The organism is Pseudoteredinibacter isoporae (genome assembly GCF_040372805.1).
Taxonomy (GTDB): Bacteria; Pseudomonadota; Gammaproteobacteria; order Pseudomonadales; family Cellvibrionaceae; genus Pseudoteredinibacter; species Pseudoteredinibacter isoporae_A.
In genome coordinates this window covers 555895-579642 of record NZ_BAABWJ010000001.1, presented here as the reverse complement: position 1 = coordinate 579642, position 23748 = coordinate 555895, and the positions used below count along the sequence as shown (strand labels likewise).

Genomic DNA, 23748 nt, shown 5'->3' with positions numbered 1-23748 from the left:
CCATGACCAAAACACCCCACAAGCTCAGCCGCCGAGAACGACAGATTTTGGATGTGCTGTATCAAAAGCAGCAAGCGTCTGCGAAGGAGGTGCAAGCAGGCATTGATGATGCGCCCAGCTATTCATCTGTTCGCGCGCTGTTGGCACGAATGGTTGAAAAGGGCTTGGTGAGCCATACCCAGGACGGCGCTAAATATCTCTACCGTCCAATGACCGCTAAGGAAGATGCCAGTCAGTCGGCCATCGGACGGTTAGTGAAAACTTTTTTTGATGGTTCGGCTCTGAAGGCGGCCAGTGCGCTGATCGGTAATGCTGAGGAGCAACTGGATGAAAAAGAACTGGAATCACTGGAAAAAATGATTCGTCAGGCGCGTGAGCGCAAGCAGCAGGAGAAACCCTGATGTTTGCGGTGGTGCTTATGTTTTTCGTAAAAGCCGCTTTGGTGGGGCTATTGTTTATCGGTTGTTACTTCGGTTTGGATAAGCATTCTGCCCGCCTTCGTTACCAATGGCTGAGTGTGGTGAGTGTGTTATTCATGCTTTTTCCGTTTCTGGATCAACAGTTAAACAGTGTGGACATCGCGTTGGCGGTACGCCCGAATCACTTGTTGTTGCGAGACAGTATGGAAATTCTGCAGGACCCCGGGTGGCAGTTTGGGTTGTTGGCCTATTGTTTTATCAGCTGTTGGCTGCTGCTTTATTTGTTCCTCGGTTTGTCGCAGCTGTCTAAATATCGCCAGGCTGCCACGGTGGCCCCCGCTGCCTTGCGGGACGTGTTGCAAGGCCTCTCGGCTCGTATCGGGTTGGCCAAGGTGCCTGAGTTAAAGCTTCACCAGAATGCTGCCATGAGCCCTTGTACATTTGGTTTCCTCAAGCCGGTCGTGCTGTTGCCTGCCAATGCGATTGACTGGCCCAGAGAACAACTTGAATTGGTTTTGCTGCATGAACTGGCGCACATCAAACACCGGGATTTCCTGCGATTAAACGGTGCTCGCCTACTGCTCGCCTTTTATTGGTTTTTGCCTCCAGCCTGGTGGCTGTTGGCTGAACTTAAGAAACTGTCAGAACATTTGGCGGACGATACGGTATTAAATGTCGGTGCAAACGACGCTGATTATGCTGAGGTGTTGCTGCAGGCCGGACGCCTACATAAAGAAGCAAGCTCAATGGCTGTGGCCGTAAATGGAAATGGTGAGTATTACCAGCGTGTGATGACGGTTATGGATCGCTACGTGGACCGTACCGCACAGCCAGGCCGCGCGACACGTCCCTTATTCTGGTTTTTAATCCTGAGTACGTTCAGCGCTGCAGCAGTGGATTTGAGTATTGAAAACAAGGGCTATCTTAAGTTGCCTGTTGATATGGTTCGTATCCAAAAATTTCATGACACCCCCGTACGAGATACGACCACATGGAATGAATCCCTAAAAGTTATTGCCATGGCGATAGAAACCGCTCCAGCGATAGACAAAGTGGCCCGGGTCGAAATGAGTGGGTACTTGGCGGATGATATTGAATTGCCTTCGGCGGAACTCTTCGAGGGTGTTGATAAGACCATCGAGATTCGAGCGAACTTCAACATTGATCAGAACGGTCGAGCGTATGCGGTGAAGGTGAAGCCCGAAGAGCTTGAAAAAACACTCAGAGAAGAAATTTCCAATTCAATCAGAAAAAGTCAATTTGCTGTTCATAGGCTCAATGGTGAACGGGTTGTTGTAACGGGGGCAGAGCAGCGTTTTCAGCTTAGAGAAAAACCCAAGAAGGAAAGAGCGCAAGTAAAGGAGGATAAGCCTGCGCACGATACCAAACCACCGAAAGGCTCCGTAGAGTCTGTCGAGAAAAAATAGATTCTCGAACGCACACACGGAAATTATCGACGATCGAAAGAGGTGTGATATGAATACTCTATACGAACAAGTTTGCATCAATCAGGAAACTGAATCCAGGGCGACAAGCCCTGTTACCCGAATCGTAGCATTTTTATTGGCAGTGGTTTTTTCTGTTGCGGTAACAGCCGCTTTACTGCTCCTGATGCACAGCCTGATTTATCAGGATTATATTGAGCCTGTTGAGCCGCCTCAGACAATACCCACAGACATTTGGGCACAGGAAAGGGTTATTGAAACGGTCAAAGAATATGAAAAACCAGAGCTTGTTGAAACACCTCAAACGCCACCCGAAGCACTGCCGAATGCTCCCGATATTCCTGATCATCAAGGCCCGGGACTGATCGGTGAACCCTTTAAGGTAGATCCGGGGTTCGGGCAGGGCGTTACGATAGGCCAAAGTGGTATGTTGGTTAAACGTGTTGCAGCGGCACCGCGATACCCCGGGCGGGCGATCACCCGAGGCATCGAAGGTTTTGTAGACATTCGTTTCGATGTTACCAAAATCGGCAATACCGAGAACATTCGGATTATTCAGGCTCAACCGGAAGGTATCTTTGACAATGCGGCAACCCAAGCGGTGGCCAAATACAAGTATCAGCCGGCTCTGCAAGATGGCGAGCCGGTAGCAACTAAGAACGTCACAGAGCGTATTCGGTTCACTTTGGAGAAGTAGACGCTTTCACCTCTTTTTTTGAGGGAAAGCATGCCAGGGAAGGTATTTCAAAAACGTTTAACCCCTTTTTCCTTGCAACGCCGTTATAGGTACAGATATTCACTGAGGAGTGATGGTTATGAGTATTTATAAGTCTTGTGCAAGTCCTGTTTTATTGTTGTTAGTGAGTGGTTTATTGGCTTGTCAGAGTTCGACGGAAACGGGTAAAAATGCCCAGGCACCGGAACCCACCCCTGTGGTGCTCGCCAGCGATCAGGAGCTGGAAGAAGTGATGGTTGCAGGTGCGAAGCGAGAAGGAGTTATGCACCCGCGAGCAATGGCTAAGGTGCAGGCCGATATGCTTATAAGCCGCCCTTTTCCGGAGCCGCATTATCTACCCGAGGAACAAGATCGAGAACATTATCGAGGCCCAGATGACAATCCAATTCGCAGTGTTTTAGAACACCCTATGTCGACATTCTCTATCGATGTGGATACGGCGGCTTATGCCAATGTACGGCGCATGATTCTGCGTGAGGGTCGCTTGCCGCCGAAAGAAGCCGTTCGGGTTGAAGAAATGGTGAATTATTTCCAATACCGCTACCCGAAGCCCAAAAGTCCCGAACAGGCATTTGCGATAGATACCGAGCTGAGCGCCTCCCCCTGGAACGACAATAAGTACTTGATGAGAATCGGTTTGCAAGGTTATGAAAACGATCTGGATGAACGCCCAGCGTCAAATTTAGTCTTTTTGGTGGATGTCTCCGGCAGTATGCAATCAAAAGATAAGCTTCCTTTGTTAAAACGTTCCTTGCTGATGTTGCTGGATAAGCTGGACGAGCGCGATTCCGTTTCTCTGGTAGTTTATGCGGGCGCAGCAGGCGTGGTGCTTCCACCCACAAAGATTTCAGAAAAGCTGAAAATACGCGATGCGATCAATGCTCTGGAAGCGGGTGGCAGTACCCACGGCAGTGCGGGCATCAAACTTGCCTATGAGCAGGCACAGAGCGCTTTCATCCAGGATGGCATTAACCGAGTGATTATCGCCAGTGACGGTGACATGAACGTGGGTATCACGGATATCGACCAGCTCAAGTCTCTGATCGAGCGCAAACGTGAATCGGGTATCGCGCTGACCACACTGGGTTTCGGGTCGGGTAACTATAATGATGCCCTGATGGAAGAGCTGGCCAATGTGGGTAATGGTAACTCCGCCTACATCGACAGCATGAAAGAAGCCTATAAAGTGTTGGTTCAGCAAATGAATGCCACTTTACACACCATCGCCAGTGACGTAAAAATTCAAGTGGAGTTCAATCCGGATCAAGTCAGTGAGTATCGCCTGGTAGGTTATGAAAATCGTCTGTTGAATCGTGAGGACTTCAATAACGATAAGGTTGATGCGGGTGATATTGGCATGGGGCATCAAGTGACCGCCATCTACGAAATCAGCGTAAAAGGGCAGGGCAGCCTGCCAGAGCGACGCTATGGTAAACAGGCCACAAGACATGAGCTCTCGAAGAAGCCACCTGTTGCTGAGGACAAGAGCCGGGAGCTCGCCTACATTAAACTGCGCTACAAACCTGCCCACGGAGAAGCCAGCCGCCTGATTGAAAAAATTGTTCATACCGATACTCTCAGTACGGACTTTAACAAGGCGTCCAATGAGCATCGCTTCGCAGTGTCTGTGGCTGAGTTTGCTCAGCGACTGCGCGGTGGTCAGCGTATCAACAAGGGCAGCATGCAGGCATTGATTGAACAGCTCCGGAACAGTCGAGGTGAAGATCGCTTCTCCTACCGAGGTGAACTGATCAACATTGCCGAGCTCGCCGCTAGTATTGATCAACAGATTGCGCTTCAATAGGTTCTTATACTAAAAAGATTTCTTTTTGAAAGGCTTGGCGAGGATAAGACCTCATTGAACGGATACGCAAAGTTTCCAAGAACAGGGACGTTTTTGAAAAGCTTCATAGGATTGGGCAATGGCAAGTGTCGTGAATCGGCGTTGCGCCAAGCCCTGCTAGAGGTAACTCCCGAAAGGACGTGTTGAATTGGAGGTAACACACTGTTAAATCGCTTTAAGTCAGATGAAAGCCTGCTTCGGAAATTCAGTACAGGCTCTCATTCCAGTTTCGAAACCCTATACGGCCGCTACAAAGATGCTGTATACCATTATGTGCTTAAAAGCGTGCAAGACAGCGCCTGCGCCGAGGATATCGCCCACGAGGCTTGGGTTTCTGTGATCGACAAAGCCGACAGTTTCGTTCCCGATGGCTCTCTGGCTCAGCCTTTCAAGCAATGGCTGTACAGAATTGCCCATAACAAAGTTATCGATTTCTGGCGAAAACAAAAGAACATTCATTATCTCGACGAAGACAATGACGATACTTTGGAAAGCGAACGCCGCATGGATGGTGGTCCGGAGCAGCAATATTTGCTGGTCGAGATAGAACGGCTGATTGCCCAGTTACCACCCACGCAGCAACAAAGTTATTTGTTGCAGTTGGAAGGGTTTAGCCTGGCTGAGATCGCCAGGATTACGAATAGTCAGCCCGAGTCGGTAAAAAGCCGATTGCGTTACGGTAAGAAAAAATTGCAACAACTTCTGGAGGGTGAAGCATGAGCGACAAACCACATACTCAAGCACATCCCGAACGGCAAATTTCGCCTCGGTCTCTCGATGACAAGGTGTTGACTTACGCCCGAGCCAAGGCTGAAGCAAATAAACAAAATCAGGGGTCACGATGGTTAACAAACGGATATGCCGGAGTTGCCAGTATGGCCGTGTTGATTTTCGCTGTCCTGCTGTACCCGGCACTGGAGCAGCAATCCGTTGAGCCGGAGCTAATGTACGAACCCATGGCTGTGCCAGAATCTGAAAAACAGGCCATGCCCATGGAGGCTGAAATAATAGTCGAAGCTGAGGCCATTCAAAAAGCGCGTGTACATCATGCCGGGAAGGCAGAAAGTGCTGCGCCAAGTCGACGAAGTATGCACTCCAAAAAAGAAATATCGGCAACAACGAAGACAAGTACTGCGCTCTCGAATGATTCTTTTGCCGGAGTTGAACTGGAAGAAGTGATTGTCCTGAGTGAAGATTCCACAGATGCGGGGATGTCAGAGTTTGATGCTGATGCCTTAACTGAAGAACAGTTGGAAGAGCTGAAAGAGATTCAAGCGCTCTACAATGAAAATCAAGATGAGGCAAAGCAGCGCTACTTAAAATTAAAGCAAAAATATCCTTTCCTGCCGGAAGACATGGTGCAGGTATTCAAATTGCTTAATGAGGAAGAAATAAACCAATAAGGGTCGCTTCTATTATGTCGGTGAGACTTTTCTGTTTTCTGCTTGTGGCGGCCATCGCCTCAGGCAGTGCTTTTGTTGTTCATGTGATCACTGTGGAGTGGTTGCCTGCATGGATTGCTCTGCAAATGGAAGGGAAAAGCATCTCTCCGGCTTGGGACGTTCGTTATGTGGCCATGCTTAGCTCGATCGAATACGGCCTTGCGGTCTTGCTCATTTATCACTTTATGCGAGATAAGTTGATTGCACGAGGCTTTATATTTGCAATCTTTATTCTGTTTGCACTCTTGGCGGCGAGTCATGGGGATTTGATTTGGCAGCCTGCAATGGATTATGTCGTCGGCAATCCGGCTCTCGTGGTCGTTGTTCAGAATGGATTTAAATACCTGACATGGTTTCTGATGTCTCTCATTACGGTATGGGGCTATGAGTTTATCAATCGAAAATTCTTCTGTGAATGATCTGTTAGGGATCGAAGGCCAGATCTGAAAGCCGGTGAATTTGAGGCAGTGTGCGATTGGCTCTACGTTGAAATACGTCGCGGTAGAGCCATCATTGATTTCAGTGGTTTTTGATCTGAGAATCCAACGATTGATTGAATGCCGAAACCTCAGACGATTTCAGCAAACTGTAAATGGCCGGCAAAACAAGTAATGTGAGCAGCACCGCGCTGCTCATGCCGCCCACCATCGGTGCTGCAATTCGGCTCATGATTTCAGAACCTGTACCGCTGCCGTACAGAATGGGAAGCAAACCAATGATAATGGTTGCGACGGTCATCATCACTGGCCTTACGCGTAAGCCTGCACCCTGCAATAACGTCTCCCGATATTCTTCCGTGCTGATCGCCTGATTTTTTTCTGATGCGGTTCTCTTCAATTCAGCGAAGGCCTGGTTGAGATACACCAACATAATAACTCCGATTTCAACAGCGACCCCTGCCAGCGCAATGAAACCTACGCCCACGGCCACGGAAAAATGAAAACCCTCCAGATACATCAACCACAGGCCACCAACCATGGCCATCGGCAGGCTGGTGATAATGACGGCAACTTCACTCAGGCGTCTGAAGTTGAGATACAACAATATTACGATGATGGCGAGAGTCAGTGGCAGCACATAACTGAGTTTTTCCTTGGCTCGTTCCATGTATTGGTATTGTCCAGCCCAGTTGATGGAATAACCCGGAGGCAAGATCAGTTCATTTTTGAGAGCCTGCTTGGCCGCAGTAACATAGCTTCCGATATCAACGCCGTCGATGTCGATAAATGTCCATCCGTTGATGCGGGCGTTTTCGCTTTTAATGCCAGGAGGACCGCTTTCAATATAAATGCGAGCGACATCGCCAAGTGCGATCCGTTGACCTGAAGGTGTCAGCACTGGCAATCGTGATAACTGCTCTGGCGAGTCACGATAGTCTTGGGGATAACGCAGATTTACCGGGTAGCGTTCCTGGCCTTCCACGGTTTGGGTTACGTTCATGCCACCGATGGCCGTAGACACCACCTGTTGAATGTCGGCGATATTCAAGCCAAAACGACTCGCCTTGTCGCGAGAAATATCGACTTTGATGTATCGTCCCCCCGCGACACGTTCGGAATAGACCGATGTGGTTCCGGGAACGCTGCTGAGGATTTTTTCCAAATCCTGGCCAATGTCTTGAATGGTATTCAAATCCGGACCCGCGACCTTAATGCCCACAGGGGTTTTGATCCCGGTCGCCAGCATATCGATTCGGGTCTTAATGGGCATGACCCAGGCATTGCTTAAACCAGGGAAACTGACTCGCTCATTTAACTCAGTCCGTAAGCGTTCCGGTGTCATGCCTTCTCGCCACTCGCTCCTGGGTTTGAGCTGTATAAAGGTTTCAATCATGGTCAGTGGTGCGGGGTCAGTTGCTGTTTCGGCACGCCCGACCTTGCCAAAAACATTCTGCACTTCAGGAACGGTGCGAATCAGTTTATCGGTTTGCTGTAAAAGCTCACGTGCCTTGCCGATGGAAATGCCCGGGTATGTTGTTGGCATGTACATCAGATCGCCTTCGTCCAAGGGAGGAATGAACTCGCTGCCAATTTTGTTAACAGGGTAAAAACCAAGAACAGTCGTGGCGATTGCCAGAAAAACCGTCAGCTTTGGGAAGTTCAGTACTTGTCTCAGTATCGGAATATACGCACTGATTAATAGCCGATTAAGTGGGTTTTTCTTTTCTGACAGTACCTTACCACGAATGCAATACCCCATGAGAACAGGCACGAGAGTAATCGCCAGGCCCGCCGATGCCGCCATGGCATAGGTTTTGGTGTACGCCAGTGGGGCAAACATCCGGCCTTCTTGAGCTTCCAGGATAAATACCGGAAGAAACGATACGGTGATGATGAGTAAACTGAAAAATAGAGCGGGCCCCACTTCCGAGGCTGATTTAGCTACGATCTGCCAGCGATTGTCATGGTTTAATGGTGTGCGCTCCATGTGCTTGTGCATGTTTTCAATCATCACAATGGCGCCATCGGTCATGGCTCCTATAGCAATTGCGATTCCGCCCAGGGACATAATGTTGGCATTGATGCCTTGGCTGTGCATGATGATGAACGCAATTAAAATGCCCAGAGGCAAGCTGACCACCGCAACAATTGAAGAGCGCAAATGAAACAAAAATGCAGCGCAAACCAGAGCCACAATCAACAACTCTTCTGCCAGTTTGTTCCACAGGTTTTCAATGGCATTGTTGATTAATGTTGAACGATCGTAGACAGGTACGATGTCGACACCCTCTGGTAAGGAATTTTTCAATGTGGCGAGTTTTTCTTTAACTCCCTCGATGGTTCGCTGAGCATTTTCACCGAAGCGCATGACCACCACGCCACCGGCGACTTCCCCTTCGCCGTTCAGTTCGGCAATACCTCGGCGCATTTGCGGACCCAGCGTGACATCCGCAACGTCGGCAATTTTTAAGGGGGTTCCTTGCTCGTTAATACCGAGTGGAATCTTTTCGATATCTCGAATGGATTGAATGTAACCCGTCGCTGTCACCATATACTCAGCTTCGGCCATTTCAACTACGGAAGCCCCGGTTTCTTGATTACCTTTTCGTAAAGCCATTTGAATATGGCTGAGGGGAATGCTGTAAGCCCGTAATTTATCGGGGTCGACTTGCACTTGATATTGTTTGACCATGCCACCAACGGCGGCGACTTCTGAAACTCCTGGCACCGTTTGCAGTTCATATTTTAAAAACCAGTCCTGAAGGCTGCGCAATTGACTGAGGTCGTAATTGCCCGATGTGTCGGTCAAGGCATAGATGTATACCCAGCCAACGCCGGTTGCATCGGGCCCAAGTTGTGGTGTGGCGCTGTCCGGTAAACTGGCGGAAACCTGGCTCAAATATTCCAGTACTCGACTGCGAGCCCAATACAGATCCGTGTCGTCATCGAAAATAATATACACGTAGGAATCGCCGTAAAAAGAATAGCCGCGCACGGTTTCCGCGCCAGGAACCGATAGCATTGCGGTGGTCAGAGGAAAGGTCACTTGATCCTGAACCACCTGTGGGGCCTGTCCGGGGTAGCTGGTTTTAATAATCACTTGCACATCGGATAAATCCGGGATGGCATCGACGGGGGTATTTCGAAGGGAGTACACACCGGAAAATGCCACAATAGCTGTGGTTAAAAGCACAAAAAAACGATTCGCGATGGACCAACGTATGATAGCTTCGATCATGTTTCAGCCCTCACTGTGCTTCTGGCTGTTGTGTGGTCAGTCGCTCGCCGCTGGCAGGACTGATGTCCACAATGGTGAGGTTTTCCCTGACTTCAAAGGTGAAGATAAGCAAGTCACCCGGTTGAAAAGGTTCGAGATGAACCCCCTTGTCGACCAGAAAATCAGCATTCGCTGCGGGTCTGTTCCATTGTGCAATGGCGTCGCGGTCGATGTTCATGTGTCGCTTCTTAAGGTCGATACTCCGAATGCGACCTGTCACTGTGGCTCGTTCATAAATCGAGTCGCTGGTACTGCTGTCTCTATGTTTAGAGTCTATACGCTTGAAATCTGATGTTTTGCTGGATTCTGAATCAATCAGAAATTGAGCCGAACTCACGACGGTGTCACCAGGAGTGAGGCCTTCGAGAATTTCAATGTCGTTTGTATTGACTCGACCGATTTTGACAGCAACGGATTTGAATTGACCATCGCCCAGGGCCAGAACGACACGATCTTGCTTGCCCGTTCGAATGACCGACTCTTTAGGGACCAAGGTGACGTGCTCGCGCTTGTTCGCATGGATGACAATCTGCGCAAACATATTGGGTTTAAGTTGATGGTCCGAATTATCGAATTTCAATCGAACACGGAGAGTACGGGTTTTATTGTTTAAGCTTGGATAAACATAATCCACCATACCTTGCCAGAGTTTGCCCGGTAAGTAGTCCAGTGTCATGGTAACGGGAAGTCCTTTGCGAATCAGTGCCGCATCGCGCTCAAAGACTTCCGCTTCAACCCACACTTGGTTCAGTTGGGCAATACTCAGCAGGGTATTGCCGGGTTGCACATAGAAGCCTTCTCTTATGTTTAAATCAGAGACCACGCCTTCCTGTGGAGAATAAAAGGTAATGGTTTGTTGAACTTCACGTTCTCTTTCGAGCTCGCGAATAAACTCGGTGGACAAATGCAAGGCCGTCATTCGATTGCGAGCTGATTTGATCAGGGAGCGGTCTTGGCGTTTGAGGGCAATCATCAGTTCCTCCTGAGCATTGACCAGCTCAGGAGAGTAGAGGGTGTAGAGCGCTTGCCCCTTTTTGACTGGGTTGCCGGCGGCTTTCACATAGAGGGTTTCCACCCAGCCGTCGATTCTGGGGTGAATGTGAATCAATTTGTCTTCGTCGTACTGCACATAACCAACGGTAGAAATGTCATCGTGTAAAGTTTTCGATTCAACCTGAGCCGTTCTGATGCCCAGATTATTAACGATGTGGGCGGCAATTTTTACGGCACCAGGGCCGTGGTCTTGGCGATTACTCCCCTCGTCATAGATTGGAATCAGATCCATGCCCATCGGAGATTTTCCTGGCTGGTCTCGACGATAGTTGGCGTCCATGGGCGCTACCCAATACAGCGGCTTTTTCTTCGTTGAGTCGATATCGGGTAGCGGTAATGGGTCAGGGCTTGATCGGAAATGCGACCAGGTAAAGCCAATGGCGGTACCCAACAGCAAAATGATAAATGCTTTCAATAATGTCATGTTCATAGTCGTCCCCAGCTAACACCGGGCTTGTTTCTACGCGGTTGCGCAAACGTAAGTAACAGAAAGAGGTGGTCAGTACACGAATTTTGGGCGCACTGATTCTGTGTTAGAGGACGATGGGTGGGCGAAAGAGAGAGGCGCTAAAGGTTTTGGGGTATTTCAATGAATAACGAAACCGTACATTGCTGTTTCCTTCCAGGGGGACGGTATTCGGCTTGCTGGTTAATGAGGAAATACTGGAGCAGGAACTGCTGGGGCACGAGCATTCAGCGCCACAACAATCCGCCATGTCAGCCGTTCCGGCATCCATCACAGTGTCGTGATTCATCTCGTCATGAGCGTGCAGAGAGGCGTGTCCCATATTGTTATGGGATGTGGCGTGAGGTGTGTCCATTGGCATTTCACAGTCAGCGTGAGCATACACGAGTGATTGGCCCAAGAAGGCAATCAGCATCGCGGCAGTAATCAGCGCTTGTGAAAAGGACCTAAACATAAAAGATTTTGATCGCGTGTTTTGAGTTCAGTGACGGTTTAATGCTAGGGCAATTGTTTATCAATGTAAATACGACCCGTTTTTTCTAAGTCAGTTCCAGCTGAAGTTCATCACCCTGGTCGCGCAGTTTGAAACGAGTCAAGTTATTCTCCGCTGGACCCTTGATGACCTTGCCGTGCTTATCATAGCGAGCGCCATGACAGGGGCAGATATAGCCGGACTCATCGGGGGCGGTTTCACATTGTTGGTGCGTGCATTTCATCAGGCAGGCGGTATAGCTGCCATCATCTAATTGGGCTATCGCGATGGGGTAGCGTTCGTTCGGGTGGGCAACCAAGAGCTGACCCCTTTTGATGGCTGACTTGCTGATGCTTAGAATGGAGCCTTGCTGGGGCACCTTCATGGCTGTGATGGTGCGTCCGCCACAGGCGTACAGCAAGCCGCTACTGCCAACAACACTGCTGCTTTTTATAAAATCACGGCGTTTCATGTCTTCCCTTTCATTTGTCTTTTTCAATGAACCTTTCTTCATTGAGCGCAGGTCTTTTGTGAATGTGGGGTGTTAAATCCAAGGTTGTTTATCCTGGGCGACGGTTTGCTCGGTTTGTTCCTTGCCGGTGTGCGCTGTGCTGGCCGGTTCGAACATCAAAATTTCAGTGCCTTCTTCTGCCAAAGGGCAGTGTTCCACCCCTTTGGGGACCACAAAAAGCTCACCAGGGTTGAGAACAATTTCCCGATCGCGCAGTTTCAGTGTCAGCTGCCCTTTATGGACGAAAAACAATTCATCTTCATTCTCGTGGCTGTGCCAAACCAATTCGCCTTTGCCCTTGGCGATTTTGACCAATTGGCCATTGCACTCCGCAATGATCTTGGGGGACCAATGTTCGTCGAACAGAGAAAATTTTTCACCCAGCGACACAGATTTTTGGGTTTCGTTTGGCATCTTAAAAACTGTCCTCATGCAGGCTGGCTTTGACCAGTTCCAAGGCTTGTTTGTCATTAAAGCCTTCTGATTTCAAGGCCAAAAATAACTTACGAATATATTTCGCCTTGTCCTTAATAAATTGCTCATCATTGAGAATCGCCGCATTGGCGCGCATCTTAATGTGCAGTTGGCGTTCCAGCTCATGGGTGAGTGGATCTTTGACAAAAGGATTGGCTGTACTTGGTGTGCTGATTATGACGGCGACGGTCAGTGCAGCAACACTGAGACTTTGCTTCAAACGGAATGTTATCTTGTCGTTCATCATCGCTTTCCTCACATGTCATCGGTTTAGTGGGTTGAAGAGTGTCCCATCGCTTTTATCAGTGCGCGGGTGATTTCTACGGCGCTGGATTCGGCTTTTTTGATGTTTCCCTCATTGACAGTAATTGCCACCGCCGTGTCCAGAGCGGGCAGCAAAGTCAGCAGGCAATACCACATTGTGTTGGAGCCGTTATGCCATATCACCTGGCCGTTGGCTAATGGGTCGTGTGCCTTAATCACCCAGCCCTTGGCGTAACTGTCCAGTTGGGCGGTGTGCAGTTCCTGATAGAGCGCTGTTTCTAAATAATCGCTCTCTCCACGCGCGCCTTTCATATGTTCCTGGGCATAACGCGCCAGATCGCTGAGGTTCATATGAACATTGCCGGCCGGGCCCATCACTTTAGGATTGTCTGAGGTGGTGGGTACGGAAAACTTAAATCCGAATATCGATTTGTGCCCTCTGGGCTGATCAATGCCATCGCTGTTGTCCTTTGGCGGGCCAAAACCAGCAGAGTTCAAAGCCAGAGGGTCAAACAGCTCCTCTTGCATCAGGGTTTCCCAACTTTTATTACTGACTTGTTCGGCGAGTGCCGCTGCGATGGTGTAGCCCACATTGGAGTATTGAAACGCTGTACCCGCCTGGCTGTCGGTGGCTTTGCTTAATATGCTTTGCACAGCTTGCAGTCTTTCTTTGTGCAGGGCCTCGGCGGTTTCCGGGTCGTCACTAAAAAGCAGGGACAAAGAGAAGTTCGCGGGCGCCCCGGAACTGTGGTGCAGCAGGTGCTTTAAAGTGACCTGATTCCAGTCGCTGTGCCGGCTGTCTTCACCACTGGGAATTGCATCAAGATTTTGCTCCCAGCTCAGCAGGCCTTTTTGGACGAGGCGAGCAATGACCGTAGCGGTCATGGACTTGGTTACCGACCCCAAATGCCATTTATCATTCACCGTCAGCGTTTCTGGGCTGCCTTTCTTCCGCAGGCCTTCGCTGGCCAGGGCTTGGATGGTGTTGTTATGAATGACCACTCCGCCGATACCAATCAAGCCTGAAGATTGCAGATGTTGTTTGAGTTCGGTTTCCAGGACGGATTGTAAATCGCTAGATTGAGCAGAACTCATAAGGCTTAGACTCCAGCAGCACAGAGCGATGACGATTTTAACTATCGACACATTTTTCATTTAAATAGTCCCTTGTTTCAGAGGGGTTCTCAGGGTCGTTCGTTAAAGCTAATACGCGGCTCAATTTAGATGAGCAGGTCTTGGGCCATATTATCATTATTTCAAAGCGGTAACTGTGTGGAAAACTGAAAATCGGTTTATTGACACTGTTCAACGCGTTTCCGGTCACACGATCTTGTTAAGAATTGGCGTGCCAATCATAATGCCGAAGCGCACAGCTTTACGAACAATCACTAGAGGAAGCGAAATGCAAAGATATCAAGCATGGGCCCGCAGTTTAAAGCGAGGCTTGCTGGTTTGGGGGGCCGGTCTCAGTTTGGGACTGACGACACAGCTGTCTGCTCAGACCACTGCCGAAGACGTGAATACCTTCACTTTAAAAAACGGTATGGAGTTTATGGTGTTGGAAGACCGTTCCATTCCCAATGCCAACATGTACTTATTTTGGAAGGTCGGTTCTCGTAATGAGGTGCCTGGTATCACAGGGCTATCCCACTTCTTCGAGCATATGATGTTCAATGGTGCAAAAAAATACGGTCCCAAACAATTTGACCGCGTTATGGAAGCCAACGGCGGCGCCAACAATGCCTACACCACTGAGGATGTAACGGTTTATACCGACTGGTTCCCGGCGAGTGCACTGGAAACTATTTTTGATCTGGAATCCGATCGCATTGCGCATTTGAAAATCGATGAAAAGATGGTCGAAAGTGAGCGTGGTGTGGTGACTTCAGAACGCAGCACCGGGCTTGAGAACTCCAATGTTCGTTTGATGATGATGGAATTGAAAGGCATTGCGTTTCGAGCGCATCCTTACAGTTGGCCGGTTATTGGACATCAGTCCGATATTGACAACTGGAGTATCGAGGACCTGCGTGAATATCATCGCCGCTACTATGCGCCAAATAATGGCCTGGTGGTCATCGCGGGTGATGTAGATTCCAAAGAAGTGGAACGTCTGGCCAGACAATACCTGGGCGATATTCCCGCCCAACCGGAGCCCCGTAAAATTCATACGGTTGAACCGGAACAAAAGGGTGAGCGTCGGGCTTATGTGCAAAAAGAATCGGTATCCAGCCCCAACATCATGATGGGTTTCCATGTGCCTAACAGCCGCCATGAGGATTACTACTCTCTGGCAATGGTCGAGAGTATTTTAAGCGGTGATGACAGTGCTCGTTTGAACCGCGCTCTGGTGGATCAAAAGCAATTGGCAACGAACGTCTGGGCGTATTTCCCGCAGAGTATTGATCCAAACCTGTTTTATATCTTTGCTACAGCGGCGGAAGGCGTATCCGTGGAAGCACTGGAAAAAGGCATCGTAGAGGAGTTGACTAAACTGAGCGCTGAGCCCGTCAGTGACAAAGAACTGCAGAAGGTGAAAAACCAGGCTCAGGTTGGTTTGTATCGCACTTTGTCGACCATTAATGGTAAGGCTGATACTTTGGGCACGTATCAAATTTATTTTGGTGATTACAAAAAAATGTTTGATGCCTCCAAGGATATGGCCAAGGTGAGTGCGAAGGATGTCCAACGTGTAGCGAAGACTTATTTCCGCAAGGCCAATCGCAGTGTCATTGTTTTGGACAAGCACGCTGACAGTAAAGAGGGAGATCGATAATGAAGCGTTTTACTCAATATGGCCTCTTCTCAAGTCTTTTACTTGCGAGCCAGCTAGTCCTGGCGGCATTTTCCATTCCTGACTATGAAAAATACACGATGGATAATGGCCTGGACGTTTACCTTATGCGCCAGGACGAGGTGCCCTTGGTGGATGTGCTTGTGGCCGTGAAGGCCGGTTCGGTCCAGGACGGGGCGCAATACGGTCTGGCAGAATTCACGGCGGAAGCTTTGAAGTTCGGTGCGGCCGGCAAAAGCAAAATCCAATTGGAAGATGAGATTGCGTTCTACGGCGCGGATTTTGGTGGTGGTGCTGGAACGGAAGTGACCACGCTCAGCATGTCTTACGCGAAAAAAGACGGCGATGTGATGTTGCCTCTGTTGGCCGACATGTTGTTACGCCCGGATTTTGATCAGGCTGAAATCGACAAATATCAAAAACGCTTGGGCGCTTTGCTGAAACAAAATCGCGAGAGTCCTCGAGCGATGATGGGCGATTTGTTGAATCACTTGTACTACGGTAATCATCCCTACGCCAATCCTGCTTCTGGTAATGAGAAAACGGTTGCTGCGATGACGCGCGATGATATCAAAGGCTTTTATCGGGATTATTTTAAGCCAGATAATGCGGCCATTATTGTTGTTGGTGATATTGAACCCAAGGCGATGAAAGCCAAATTGACCAAGTATTTTTCAACGTGGTCGGGTAAAGCCAAGGCCAAACAGGCGGTTGCGACGGTGGATGTGCCCAAGACAGCACGCGTATTGCTGGTAAACAAAGGCGATGCCAAAGAAACGCGTTTTGTTATCGGTGGGCCGGGTATTGCCCTGGGTGATGAAAATGAAGTGCCGTTGTCGGTGATTAATACCATTTTGGGAGGGCGTTTCACCTCTTGGTTAAATGATGAACTGCGAGTGAATTCGGGCTTAACGTACGGTGCGCGCAGCCGTTTCGATAAGGAATCCAAAGCGGGTTTGTTTCGTATCAGCACATTTACCAAGACAGAAACCACCTTCGAAGCACTCGACCTGGCTCTGAAAACCTATCAGCGCTTATGGGAGCAGGGCATTGATCAGAAAACCCTGGATTCTGCCAAGGCTTACGTAAAGGGCTTGTTTCCGCCCCGTTTTGAAACCTCTTCTCAGTTGGCGAGTTTGTTGGGCAGCATGTGGGCCTTTGATTTGGGGGATGAAATGATCAACGACTTTGAAGCCAAAGTCGGTGCCCTGGATGTGGCGCTGGCGAATCAATTGGCCAAGAAGCAATTCCCGCGTGACAAGCTGCAGTTTGTGTTAATTGGCAAGGCCGATGATATTCGTGAAAAAGCCAAACAATACGGTGAAGTGATTGAAGTGGACATCAAGGACTTCTATCACTGATCGCCCGCCTCAGAGTTCGTCCTTCCCCAGGACTTTGGGACTCTGTGGACGAACTGGAAAACCGGCCGCTTCTGCGGCCGGTTTTGTATTGGGCGCTCGACATGTTCTGGCACCTTATTCGTTCTTTCCCCGCGCATGGACAGCGGTCGGTGCGCCGCTCAGTTGGGAAAGCTCCTGGGCAAATCGTCGACTTTGCCAAGCTCGTTCAAAGCCCGCACCACTGTAGGGTTTAGCGCATCAAGAAATCTTTCCTAACGGCCTTTACCTGCCCCCCAAGAAAAGGGAAAATAGCGCCCATTTTCCAGCCTCAGGCTGTGTGTTTTTTGACCTATTCGCCCTCTCAGGAGCTCTTTATGCCTTCCCGCAACCAGCTAGCCAATGCAATTCGTGCTTTGAGTATGGATGCCGTTCAACAAGCCAACTCCGGCCACCCAGGCGCCCCAATGGGCATGGCGGATATCGCCGAAGTGCTGTGGAACGATTATCTGGTGCATAACCCAGCGAACCCCGAGTGGGCTAATCGCGACCGTTTTGTCTTGTCCAATGGTCACGGTTCCATGCTGATATACTCCTTGCTGCATTTGTCCGGTTACGCGTTGCCGATCGAAGAGCTGAAAAACTTCCGTCAGCTGCACTCCAAAACACCCGGTCACCCTGAATATGGCTATGCGCCCGGTGTCGAGACCACGACCGGCCCTCTGGGTCAGGGCATCACGAATGCTGTGGGTATGGCTGTGGCCGAGAAAATCCTGGCGGCTCAATTTAACCGTGATGGCCACGATATCGTGGATCATTACACTTACAGCTTCCTGGGTGATGGCTGTTTGATGGAAGGTATTTCCCACGAAGCCTGTTCCCTGGCGGGTACATTGGGTCTGGGTAAGCTGATTGCGTTCTATGATGACAATGGTATTTCCATTGATGGTGAAGTTGAGGGCTGGTTCACCGATGACACGCCCAAGCGCTTTGAATCCTATGGCTGGCAGGTGATTCCGTCCGTTGATGGTCACGACAGCGCCGCGATCAAGGATGCGATTGAGCAGGCCCGTGCAGAAGAAGGCAAGCCAACCTTGATCTGCTGTAAAACAGTGATTGGTTTTGGCTCTCCAAACAAACAGGGTAAAGAAGATTGTCACGGTGCACCTCTGGGTGCCGAAGAGATCGCCTTGGTCCGCGAAACGCTGGGTTGGGAGCACGATGCCTTCCAGATCCCCGAAGATATCTACAGTGCTTGGGATGCCAAGGACACTGGCGCCAAAGCGGAGCGCGAGTGGGAAGAGAAATTGGCGGCCTATAAAGCGGCCCACCCAGAGCTGGCGGCTGAGTTTGAGCGTCGTGTTATCAAGGGCGATTTGCCAGCCGATTTCAGTGAAAAAGCCGATGCTTACATTAAGGAGTGCCAGGACGCTTCTGAAAAGATTGCATCTCGTAAGGCCTCTCAGAACAGTCTGAACGCTTTCGGCCCGATGTTACCTGAATTACTGGGTGGTTCAGCCGATCTGGCCGGTTCCAATCTGACTCTGTGGAGTGGCTCGAAGGGGGTTTCTGCCGACGATGCCAGCGGGAACTACTTGTTTTACGGTGTGCGTGAATTCGGCATGAGTGCCATCATGAACGGTATTGCATTGCATGGTGGTTTCGTGAATTACGGCGCAACCTTCCTGATGTTTATGGAATACGCGCGCAATGCAGTTCGCATGGCGGCGTTGATGGGGCAGCAAAGCATCTTTGTATACACCCACGATTCCATTGGTTTGGGTGAAGACGGCCCCACTCACCAACCGGTTGAGCAAATTGCCAGCCTGCGTTTGACCCCGAACCTGAACACCTGGCGCCCTGCCGATGCGGTGGAGTCGGCGGTATCCTGGAAAAGCGCGATTGAGCGTCGCGATGGCCCAAGTGCGTTGATCTTCTCTCGTCAGGGCTTGGCACCCCAGCCGCGCAATGATCAGCAGCTGGCGGACATCGGTCGAGGTGCCTATGTATTAAAAGACAGCGACGGTGAGCCGGACGCTATTTTGATCGCGACAGGTTCCGAGGTAGGCTTGGCGGTAGATGCGGCCGACAAATTGACGGCGGCGGGCCGTAAGGTACGGGTGGTTTCCATGCCCTGTGCGGAAATCTTCAGCAAACAGGATGCGGACTACAAACAGTCTGTGCTGCCCATTGAAGTAGCGGCCCGCGTGGCCATCGAAGCGGCTCACGAAGATTACTGGTACAAGTTTGTCGGCCTTGAAGGTCGAGTGATTGGCATGAGCACCTTCGGTGAATCTGCCCCTGGCAATGTATTGCTGGAGCACTTTGGCTTTACCGTCGACAACGTCGTTGCCAATGTTGAAGAGTTGCTGGAAGACTAAACGGTCTTCCTCTTTCAGGTCGAGGCCCTATCGCCTCGACCGCTAGCTGGACCTGTGAATGTGAGCGTGACGAAGATAGCTATCAATGGCTACGGCCGAATTGGCCGCTGCGTGCTGCGGGCCTTATTTGAAGCCCAGCAACAGGGACGCTTTGGCCATTTGCAGGTGTTGGCCATTAATGAGCTGGCCGACTGCAACACCATCGCACACCTTACCCAGTACGATTCCACCCACGGCCGCTTTCCTGCGGCGGTGGCCGTCGAGAATGATCAACTGCATATCGATGAGCAGCGCATTCGCGTTTTGCATCAAGCGGATATTCAACAATTGCCCTGGGCGGAACTGGATATTGATCTGGTGTTGGAATGTACCGGTGCTTTTAATGATCGCCAAACGGCTGAGCAGCATCTGGCGGCAGGCGCTCGCCACGTGCTGTTTTCTCAGCCCGCGACGGCTGAAGTCGATGCCACCATCGTTTACGGTGTCAATCACCATCAGTTGAATGGCCATGAGGCCATTGTCTCGAATGCCTCGTGCACTACGAACTGTATTGTTCCAGTGATTCATACATTGAATGCCGCTTTCGGTATCGATAGCGGTGTTATCACCACAATTCATTCGGCGATGAACGATCAACCGGTCATCGATGCGTATCATCATACCGATTTGCGCAAAACACGCAGCGCGATTCAATCCATGATCCCAGTAGACACCGGTTTGGCGAAGGGCATAGATCGTCTTCTGCCCGAACTGGCGGGGCGTTTTGAGGCCCAGGCTATGCGCGTGCCAACGGTGAATGTGTCGGCAATGGATTTGTCGGTGGTCATGAAAAACGATGTCACCACGGCCGACATTAACCGCGTTCTGCAAGAAGCTGCAGACACTGCGTTTGACGGAGTGCTGGGCTACACCGAAGAGTTGCTGGCCTCCTGTGATTTTAATCACGACCCTCGCTCAAGTATTGTGGATGCTACGCAAACCCGCGTGGCCGGTGAACGTATGGTCAAGGTGCTTACCTGGTTCGACAATGAGTGGGGCTATGCCAACCGTATGATTGATACGGCGGCGTACTGGGCAAAAAAATTCTAAATTTATATTGAGGACAACACACCATGGCTGTTAAACAGATGAGCGAGCTGGATCTGGCAGGTAAACGGGTTTTGATCCGTGAAGACCTGAATGTACCAGTGAAAGACGGCAAAGTGACTTCCGATGCGCGTATTCGTGCGGCATTGCCCACCATCGAGCTGGCATTGAGCGCTGGTGCGAAGGTAATGGTCATGAGCCACTTGGGTCGCCCTACTGAAGGTGAGTTTTCCGAAGAGTTTTCACTGGCACCGGTTGCCAGTCACCTGGGGGCTTTGTTGGGCCGTGAGGTGAACGTTGTGAAAGAGTGGCAGCAGGGTGTAGAGCTTGAGGCAGGTGAGCTGGTTTTGCTGGAAAACGTTCGTTTTAACAAGGGCGAAAAGAAAGACGAGGATGAGTTGGCTAAAGCTTATGCGGCCTTGTGCGATATCTTCGTGATGGACGCTTTTGGTACCGCACACCGGGCCCAAGCGTCGACCCATGGTGTGGCCAAGTTTGCTCCTGAAGCGTGTGCTGGCCCTTTGCTGGCGGGTGAATTGGATGCTCTGGCGAAGGCGCTGGATAAGCCGGCACGTCCAATGGTGGCGATTGTTGGCGGTTCCAAAGTGAGCACCAAGTTAACGGTTCTGGAGTCATTGTCTGATAAGGTGGACCAGTTGATCGTCGGTGGTGGTATTGCGAATACTTTCCTGGCGGCCAGTGGGCAGAATGTGGGCAAGTCTCTGTGCGAGAATGATCTGATTCCCAATGCCAAAGCCTTGATGGAAAAGTGCGACATCCCGGTACCCTCCGACGTTGTCGTTGGTCAGGCGTTTTCTGAAAGCGCGGCCGCGGAGCTGAAAAGCGCGAGCGATGTTAATGACAGCGATATGATTTTTGATATTGGCCCGGACGCTTCCGCGGAACTGGCCAAGATTCTGGCTGAAGCCAAGACCATCATTTGGAATGGCCCGGTGGGCGTGTTCGAATTTGATCAGTTTGGTGAGGGGACGAAGGCGTTGTCCCAGGCCATTGCCGAGAGCGATGCTTTTTCGATTGCTGGTGGTGGTGACACTTTGGCCGCCGTTGATAAATATGAGATCGCTGACAAAGTGTCGTATATCTCAACGGGCGGAGGCGCCTTTTTGGAATATGTTGAGGGTAAAACCTTACCTGCGGTCGCGATTTTAGAAGCCCGCGCAGCACAATAATTTTTAACCATTGAAAAGGTCCCTAGGGATAGCGTGGGCCAAAATATTATAGGAAGACGATTATGGCTTTAATTAGCATGCGCCAAATGTTGGATCACGCCGCCGAGTTCGGTTACGGTGTTCCTGCATTCAATGTGAACAACCTGGAACAAATGCGCGCCATTATGGAAGCGGCCGATCAAACCGATTCTCCGGTCATCGTGCAGGCTTCTGCGGGTGCTCGTAAATACGCCGGCGCGCCTTTTTTACGCCACTTGATTTTGGCTGCGATTGAAGAGTTTCCGCACATCCCTGTGTGTATGCACCAGGATCACGGTACGTCGCCAGCCGTTTGTCAGCGTTCTATTCAACTGGGTTTCAGCTCCGTCATGATGGACGGCTCACTGGGTGAAGATGGCAAAACACCCACCGACTATGAATACAATGTCGATGTTACCCGTCGCACCGTGGACATGGCCCACGCTTGTGGTGTGTCGGTTGAAGGCGAATTGGGTTGCCTGGGTTCATTGGAAACCGGTGAAGCCGGTGAAGAAGATGGCATTGGCGCTGTGGGTAAATTGAGCCACGATCAAATGCTGACTGATCCTGAAGAAGCGGCCGACTTTGTTGCCAAAACTCAAGTGGATGCGCTGGCCATTGCCTGTGGTACGTCCCACGGTGCCTACAAATTTACTCGCCCACCCACAGGCGATATTCTGGCGATTGATCGCATTAAAGCGATTCACGAACGAATTCCAAACACTCACTTGGTGATGCACGGTTCCTCATCCGTTCCACAAGAATGGTTGAAGGTGATCAATGAGTTTGGCGGTGAAATTCCGGAAACCTATGGTGTGCCTGTTGAACAGATTTGTGAAGGGATTAAACACGGTGTGCGCAAGGTGAATATCGATACCGATCTGCGTTTGGCGTCTACTGGTGCGGTACGTCGCTTCCTGGCTGAAAACACCAGCGAATTCGACCCACGTAAATTCCTGAGCAAAACTGTTGATGCCATGAAGGATATTTGTGTTGCGCGATACGAAGCCTTTGGCACGGCTGGGAATGCCAGCAAGATCAAAGCTATCAGTCTGGACGATATGTTCCAGCGTTATGAGAGTGGCGAGATTTAAGGTTTAACCTGATAGCCCAATAAAAAAACCGGAGCCTGCTCCGGTTTTTTTATGCCTTGACTGAAAATGACGTTTATATTTTTTGCCCAGCCATAGGACGGAAGGTTTTGCCATCTCGTCCTCGCAAACGGAAAGGCAGCGAGGCTACGCGTCCGCCCATAATACCGCGAATAACAAAATGCAAATGCGGGCCAGTGGAATACCCTGAGGAACCTGCGCGGGCAATCACTTGTCCTGCGCGAACTTTGTCTCCAGGTTTTACTTTCGCGCTGCCTTGCAGAATATGAGCGTAAATGGCAGAGCTGCCATCGTCGTGATAAACCGTAATGTGGTTGGCTTTATCAAGGAAGAAACTCTTAGCGCCACCCATATGGTAATCGTCTTTGGCAATCGCGACGATGCCAGGGCGAGCGGCAGCAATATGGGTGCCTACTTCCATCGCTATATCCAGAGCGTTGCGGTTGCCGATTCCCTGATGTGAAAAACGCCCGTTAAATCCCTGGCTGATGAGTAAGCGCTTTTTGCTGGAAAACGGTAAATCATAAACCGATTGACTGTGCACAACATCGCCTTTTCCGATGGCCCAACCCGACTTCAGTTCGCCGAAAGATGAGTCTTGCTCGTGCAGTAAAAATCGACCTGGTCCCTCAGCACTGAATTGAAAACGTTTCTTTCCCAGTCGGCTTGCGCGGTACAAAAACTGTATGGGTGCGTGTACGGGATTGTTTAGAAACAGGCGGTGCTTGCCATTTTCTCGAATGGTTTCAAGCCAGGGCTCATGTTTGGACTGATTGCCGCGGGTTTTAAGTTGAATGGTTTCAGCCGCTTGCTTGGGTTTCTTGTCGGTGAACACCAACTTGCCATTTTCATCGGTGTACTTATAGATTTTGCTTTGGGCGTTTCCGATCGACGCGATAAATCCGTTGCTCAACAATAGTGCAAGTAGACCATATCGAAGCAGAGAACGTCGTTTACCGGGTGGGAGGGAAATTAAAGGCATGATAGT

At 50.2% G+C, this 23748-nt stretch carries 21 protein-coding genes; 13 read left to right on the top strand and 8 right to left on the bottom strand.

The features are described from left to right. Positions 1–2: 2 nt before the first annotated feature. From ABWW03_RS02635 to ABWW03_RS02605, 7 genes are all read left to right on the top strand, one after another. Positions 3–401 carry a BlaI/MecI/CopY family transcriptional regulator gene (locus ABWW03_RS02635; RefSeq protein ID WP_353406197.1) on the top strand — a complete coding sequence of 133 codons (399 nt, stop codon included), beginning with the start codon at positions 3–5 and terminating at the stop codon, positions 399–401. Then, positions 401–1846, top strand: a complete 1446-nt coding sequence (locus ABWW03_RS02630) for a M56 family metallopeptidase (protein ID WP_353406196.1) — start codon at positions 401–403, stop codon at positions 1844–1846. Before ABWW03_RS02635 ends, ABWW03_RS02630 begins: the two co-directional genes overlap by 1 nt. A gap of 49 nt (positions 1847–1895) precedes the next feature. Continuing rightward, positions 1896–2561, top strand: a complete 666-nt coding sequence (locus ABWW03_RS02625) for an energy transducer TonB (protein WP_353406195.1) — start codon at positions 1896–1898, stop codon at positions 2559–2561. A 118-nt stretch (positions 2562–2679) separates the two neighbouring features. Next, a complete protein-coding gene (locus ABWW03_RS02620) occupies positions 2680–4404 on the top strand; it encodes a vWA domain-containing protein (protein ID WP_353406194.1) in 1725 nt (574 codons plus the stop codon). 186 nt (positions 4405–4590) lie between these two features. Next, positions 4591–5163 carry an RNA polymerase sigma factor gene (locus ABWW03_RS02615; protein WP_353407113.1) on the top strand — a complete coding sequence of 191 codons (573 nt, stop codon included), beginning with the start codon at positions 4591–4593 and terminating at the stop codon, positions 5161–5163. Next, entirely contained in the window at positions 5160–5846 is a 687-nt protein-coding gene (locus tag ABWW03_RS02610; protein ID WP_353406193.1) for a hypothetical protein, read from the top strand. Before ABWW03_RS02615 ends, ABWW03_RS02610 begins: the two co-directional genes overlap by 4 nt. Positions 5847–5860: 14 nt before the next feature. Next, positions 5861–6304, top strand: a complete 444-nt coding sequence (locus ABWW03_RS02605) for a hypothetical protein (RefSeq protein WP_353406192.1) — start codon at positions 5861–5863, stop codon at positions 6302–6304. 100 nt (positions 6305–6404) lie between these two features. Here ABWW03_RS02605 and ABWW03_RS02600 read toward each other — a convergent pair whose 3' ends face one another. From ABWW03_RS02600 to ABWW03_RS02570, 7 genes are all read right to left on the bottom strand, one after another. Then, positions 6405–9563, bottom strand: a complete 3159-nt coding sequence (locus ABWW03_RS02600; RefSeq protein WP_353406191.1) for an efflux RND transporter permease subunit — start codon at positions 9561–9563, stop codon at positions 6405–6407. Positions 9564–9573: 10 nt separating this feature from the next. Next, on the bottom strand, positions 9574–11085 hold the full coding sequence (locus ABWW03_RS02595; protein ID WP_353406190.1) for an efflux RND transporter periplasmic adaptor subunit: 1512 nt from the start codon (positions 11083–11085) through the stop codon (positions 9574–9576). A gap of 103 nt (positions 11086–11188) precedes the next feature. Next, positions 11189–11476, bottom strand: coding sequence for a hypothetical protein (locus ABWW03_RS02590; RefSeq protein ID WP_353406189.1), 288 nt, complete (start codon positions 11474–11476; stop codon positions 11189–11191). Between the two features lie 184 nt (positions 11477–11660). Next, complete coding sequence (locus ABWW03_RS02585; protein WP_353406188.1) at positions 11661–12065, bottom strand: ubiquinol-cytochrome c reductase iron-sulfur subunit; 405 nt, start codon at positions 12063–12065, stop codon at positions 11661–11663. A gap of 72 nt (positions 12066–12137) precedes the next feature. Then, positions 12138–12518 (bottom strand): cupin domain-containing protein, encoded by a 381-nt coding sequence (locus ABWW03_RS02580; protein ID WP_353406187.1) that lies wholly within the window; start codon positions 12516–12518, stop codon positions 12138–12140. A 1-nt stretch (position 12519) separates the two neighbouring features. Further along, a complete protein-coding gene (locus tag ABWW03_RS02575; RefSeq protein WP_353406186.1) occupies positions 12520–12822 on the bottom strand; it encodes a hypothetical protein in 303 nt (100 codons plus the stop codon). Positions 12823–12848: 26 nt separating this feature from the next. Further along, positions 12849–13937, bottom strand: coding sequence for a serine hydrolase domain-containing protein (locus ABWW03_RS02570; RefSeq protein ID WP_353406185.1), 1089 nt, complete (start codon positions 13935–13937; stop codon positions 12849–12851). Positions 13938–14244: 307 nt separating this feature from the next. On the opposite strand from ABWW03_RS02570, the gene ABWW03_RS02565 reads away from it, so the two are divergent. From ABWW03_RS02565 to fba, 6 genes are all read left to right on the top strand, one after another. Beyond that, positions 14245–15618: a M16 family metallopeptidase gene (locus ABWW03_RS02565; RefSeq protein WP_353406184.1), complete on the top strand. Its 1374-nt coding sequence runs from the start codon at positions 14245–14247 to the stop codon at positions 15616–15618. Beyond that, complete coding sequence (locus ABWW03_RS02560) at positions 15618–16997, top strand: M16 family metallopeptidase (RefSeq protein WP_353406183.1); 1380 nt, start codon at positions 15618–15620, stop codon at positions 16995–16997. The genes ABWW03_RS02565 and ABWW03_RS02560 overlap by 1 nt, the downstream gene beginning before the upstream one ends. Positions 16998–17350: 353 nt before the next feature. After that, on the top strand, positions 17351–19354 hold the full coding sequence (tkt, locus tag ABWW03_RS02555; protein WP_353406182.1) for a transketolase: 2004 nt from the start codon (positions 17351–17353) through the stop codon (positions 19352–19354). Positions 19355–19420: 66 nt separating this feature from the next. After that, positions 19421–20443 carry a type I glyceraldehyde-3-phosphate dehydrogenase gene (gene gap / locus ABWW03_RS02550; protein ID WP_353406181.1) on the top strand — a complete coding sequence of 341 codons (1023 nt, stop codon included), beginning with the start codon at positions 19421–19423 and terminating at the stop codon, positions 20441–20443. 23 nt (positions 20444–20466) lie between these two features. Next, positions 20467–21630 carry a phosphoglycerate kinase gene (locus ABWW03_RS02545; RefSeq protein ID WP_353406180.1) on the top strand — a complete coding sequence of 388 codons (1164 nt, stop codon included), beginning with the start codon at positions 20467–20469 and terminating at the stop codon, positions 21628–21630. 62 nt (positions 21631–21692) lie between these two features. Next, positions 21693–22742 carry a class II fructose-bisphosphate aldolase gene (gene fba / locus ABWW03_RS02540; protein WP_353406179.1) on the top strand — a complete coding sequence of 350 codons (1050 nt, stop codon included), beginning with the start codon at positions 21693–21695 and terminating at the stop codon, positions 22740–22742. Between the two features lie 73 nt (positions 22743–22815). Here the strand turns inward: fba and ABWW03_RS02535 are convergent, their stop codons facing one another. After that, positions 22816–23742: a M23 family metallopeptidase gene (locus tag ABWW03_RS02535; RefSeq protein WP_353406178.1), complete on the bottom strand. Its 927-nt coding sequence runs from the start codon at positions 23740–23742 to the stop codon at positions 22816–22818. Positions 23743–23748 lie beyond the last annotated feature (6 nt).